At 56.1% G+C, this 239-nt stretch carries 1 pseudogene; it reads left to right on the forward strand.

Annotated features, from left to right (window positions below):
* Positions 1 to 214: pseudogene (locus AC5P09_RS52340) on the forward strand (IS630 family transposase); the annotation flags it as partial.
* Positions 215 to 239 lie beyond the last annotated feature (25 nt).

Raw genomic sequence — 239 nt, forward strand, 5'->3', positions numbered from 1 at the left:
CGAGATCTGGTTCGGGATCATCACCCGGCAGTCCATCCGCCGTGGCACGTTCTCCAGTGTCAACGTCCTAATCAAACAGATCCGCGACTACATCGACTCCTGGAACGAGCAGGCGAAACCCTTCACTTGGACCGCGACCGCCGACGAAGTGCTCGCGAAGGTCCGACTCGTCCAGACCAGCGTGAAGAAACTCGTCAATAACAACTCGAAGTAACACAATCAGGGTCACGAGACACTAG

This window comes from Streptomyces sp. a15, assembly GCF_059026085.1.